The sequence below is a fragment of the Variovorax sp. P1_H2 genome (genome assembly GCF_056405295.1).
On sequence record NZ_JBFUCJ010000242.1, the window covers coordinates 1 to 3144 of the forward strand.

2 protein-coding genes and 1 pseudogene are annotated in these 3144 nt (G+C 63.1%); 1 reads left to right on the top strand and 2 read right to left on the bottom strand.

The window, feature by feature from the left end; genetic code table 11:
* Positions 1–15: 15 nt before the first annotated feature.
* Both AC1D2E_RS35285 and AC1D2E_RS35290 read right to left on the bottom strand, forming a co-directional pair.
* A complete protein-coding gene (locus AC1D2E_RS35285) occupies positions 16–327 on the bottom strand; it encodes a hypothetical protein (RefSeq protein WP_478201704.1) in 312 nt (103 codons plus the stop codon).
* A gap of 230 nt (positions 328–557) precedes the next feature.
* A complete protein-coding gene (locus AC1D2E_RS35290) occupies positions 558–2393 on the bottom strand; it encodes a 3'-5' exonuclease (RefSeq protein ID WP_478201705.1) in 1836 nt (611 codons plus the stop codon).
* A gap of 316 nt (positions 2394–2709) precedes the next feature.
* On the opposite strand from AC1D2E_RS35290, the pseudogene AC1D2E_RS35295 reads away from it, so the two are divergent.
* Positions 2710–3144 (top strand): annotated as a pseudogene (locus AC1D2E_RS35295) (hypothetical protein); the annotation flags it as partial.

Genomic DNA, 3144 nt, shown 5'->3' on the forward strand with positions numbered 1-3144 from the left:
AGCCATCGGTGCGTACTACGACGACGGTGAAACCGTCGACGAGGTCAACGGCCCCTGATCCGGGATCATCTGGCAAGGTGGGACGACCAGCCGCTTACCGTGCCCGAGCTCAAGGGCTCGTGTGCCGGCGTCGCCGAAGGATCGCTTCTTTGCGCGAACGCGATAGTCGGGGTCTTCGTCGAAGACATGGTTAGCGCACAACGCGGCGTACGAATCGAAACCCAGCGTCGCGGCCAGGATTTCGTAAACGTGCCCGAGCTTCATTGACGAGCCCGATGTGTCCCGAAGGGCGCGTTGCGCCGTATGAACGATCTTCTTGATGGTCATAGCAATCCTTTCGTGGTGGCAACACCGCGGCGAAGCGAACGCACACGTTTAAAGCCTCGACGCGGCAGCGCCAAAAGGAAATTGCAGATGACTGAGAAGAGGGAGAGCCTTGTTTTACTCGTGTGCAAGTACGGTGGGCACCGGCGTAAAGTTTAGCGATTTGGCCGATGGTTGGCACTCCTGCGTTGCAGTTTCGCAACCGCTACGCGGCACTAGAACGCCTTCGGTGGTCACTGCCTCACCGCATTGGCCACGATCAACCGCGAAGTCGCCCGCGTCGCCCCCACATAGAACAACCGCATCTCCTCCAGCGGATCGCCCTCCTCCGCCTTCGCGCCCGCCACGGCCTGCCGTGCCCCCATCACCGCCACCACCGGAAACTCCAGCCCCTTGCTCGCATGCAGGGTCATCACATTGATGGTGTCGGCCAGCGGGTCGAAGTCGTGCGCGCCCTTGCGCACCTTGTGCGGCAGGCGGCGGCGGTGCAAGGCCTTCGCGCATTCGTCCATCAGCGCCCAGCTGCGGCACAGCACCGCCATGTCGCCCCAGGCATGGCCTTCGTTGTGGGCGCTGGCCATCAGCTCGGCGATGCGCTCGGCCTGCTCGCGCGAGGTGGGCAGGCCGACGACGATCGGCTCTGCGCCGTCGCGGCCGCAGCTCACGGGGTGCAGCAGCGGGATGCCGTCGTCGTCCTTCTCCTGCGGGCGCAGCAACTCGCTCGCCATCGCACTGGCGGCCTGCAGGATCTGGCGGGTGTTGCGGTAGTTGATCTTCAGGATGGTGGTCCGGCCCTGCGCCTGCACGCCAACGCTCTTGAAGCTGAAGGGCTTACCGCCGCGGCGCTTGTCGTAGATGCTCTGGGCATCGTCGTACAGCAGCAGCAGGCTGTTGGTGGTGGGGTCGACCATCTGCGTGACCAGCTTGAGCCATTCGGGCGCGAAGTCGTGGCCCTCGTCGACCAGCACCGCCAGGTACTGGCCCGAGGGGATCATGCGGCGGTCGACGCCGTCGATGACGTTCTGCACCATCTGCTCCATGAACGCCCCCACGGGCAAGCCATTGGGCGGCAGGGGCTGGCCGAAGGCCACCAGCTGGTCGCGGCACCACTTGTGGAAGTGCCGCACATGCACGCGCCCGGCCAATTGCTTGGCCTGCATCACGGCCTGCAGCTTGACCGCCAGCGGCTCGTTGTAGCAAAGCACGAGCACCGGCTTGGCCGCGTCGCTGCCGGCAGCGGCCTTGGCCAGGTACTCCGCACGGTAGCCCAGGATCATGGTCTTGCCGGAGCCGGCCACGCCGTGGATCACGCGGTGGCCGTCGCCGAGGCTGCGCGCCAGCTGCTCCTGCTGCAGGTCCATGACGCGCAGGAAGTCGGGGATGGTGGCAGCTTCATCCGCATCGTCAAAAGAAGGCGACGCAGCGAAGAGCGTGCCCTGCTCGGCCACGCGCACTTCGGGAAACAGGTTCCAGCGCACGCGGTCGATCTGGGGCAGCGAGAGCGTGCCGCGCATGAGGCGCGGGAACATCTCCCACAGCCGGCGCTGGAAGGGCTCCGGCTCGCACTCCTCCAGCATCTCGTCGGAGCAGATCACGCGGTGCGGCTCGATCGCGTTGCCGAGGCCCGCCGCATCGAACTGCTTGCGCGTGATGCGCGTGAAGACGACGCCGTAGCTCCACGGGAAGGTGAGCATGCCTTGCCACTTGCCCTCGTGAACGATCAGCTGCGCATCGCGCTTGAGCGCATCGACCACCTGCAGCGTCTGGTGGCGGGCCTGCTCGATGGGGTTGGGCACGCTCTTGGGCACGMCGTCGGGCGCGATCACCCAGTCGCCCCGGCTCGCCTTCTGGATGGTGTCGAGGCGCCAGTCCTTGGTCTCCAGGATCAGCAAGCCACGGCGCGGGTGCAGCACGACGAAGTCGGGATGGCACTGCTTGGGGCCGATGGGGACGTCGTACCAGAGCAGATAGTCGTCGTCGAGCTTCTGCTGCAGGCGCTCGGCGAGGCGGCGCTCGCCGGAGGTCATGCGGGTGACGCAGGTGCTTAGGGCGGGGAGGAGGACGGCCATCGAGGGTTCCGGGATGATCAGCTTGCCATCATGTCGCTGCCATGCTCGGCGGAGAACAGCTGGCTGACGAACGAGTTCTCAGTTGTGAAATATGTCCGACCGGCCATCGCCAGGCCATTGGCTCATCACTTTTGGGGAGGAGATGGTGAGTTGGCGCAAGAAATGGGCAGATCCTGCAGAGACCCAAGTCCCATGGGTCACAATATGTTTCTAAAAATTTCGATTGCAGGCAATCGATTAAAAAAGCCGTGAAGAGACGCTGAGCATGTGCGCACAGCGACCTCGCACTGGCAATTTGACAAGGAGGAGCAAGCGGATGACGGTGTTCGAAACCATGCAGGTGGCAGTACAGGACTGTCTCAAGAAATTGCCGGTAATCGTTCTCGGCAGCGGAGCGTCCGCGGCACATGGTATTCCAGGCATGTGGCCCCTCGGGGAGCATCTGGCCGCCTCCGCCTTGCCCGTCAATTGCTCTTCCAAGGAAGATTTCGATGGCTGGAGCGCCTTTCTCGAAAAGATCAAGCACTCTGACTTAGAGTCGGCGCTTACAGGCATACAGGTAACCGAGGGCGTACTTGAGCACATCGTGGCTACAACATGGAAATTCCTGAATATTGCCGACTTTGATGTCTTTCACGGCGTTCTTACCAATCGCCAACTGCTTCCTCTAAGTCGGTTGTTTCGACATCTTTTTCGAAGCACAGCGACGGAGCTTCAGGTGGTGACCCCAAACTACGACAGAGTCGCCGAA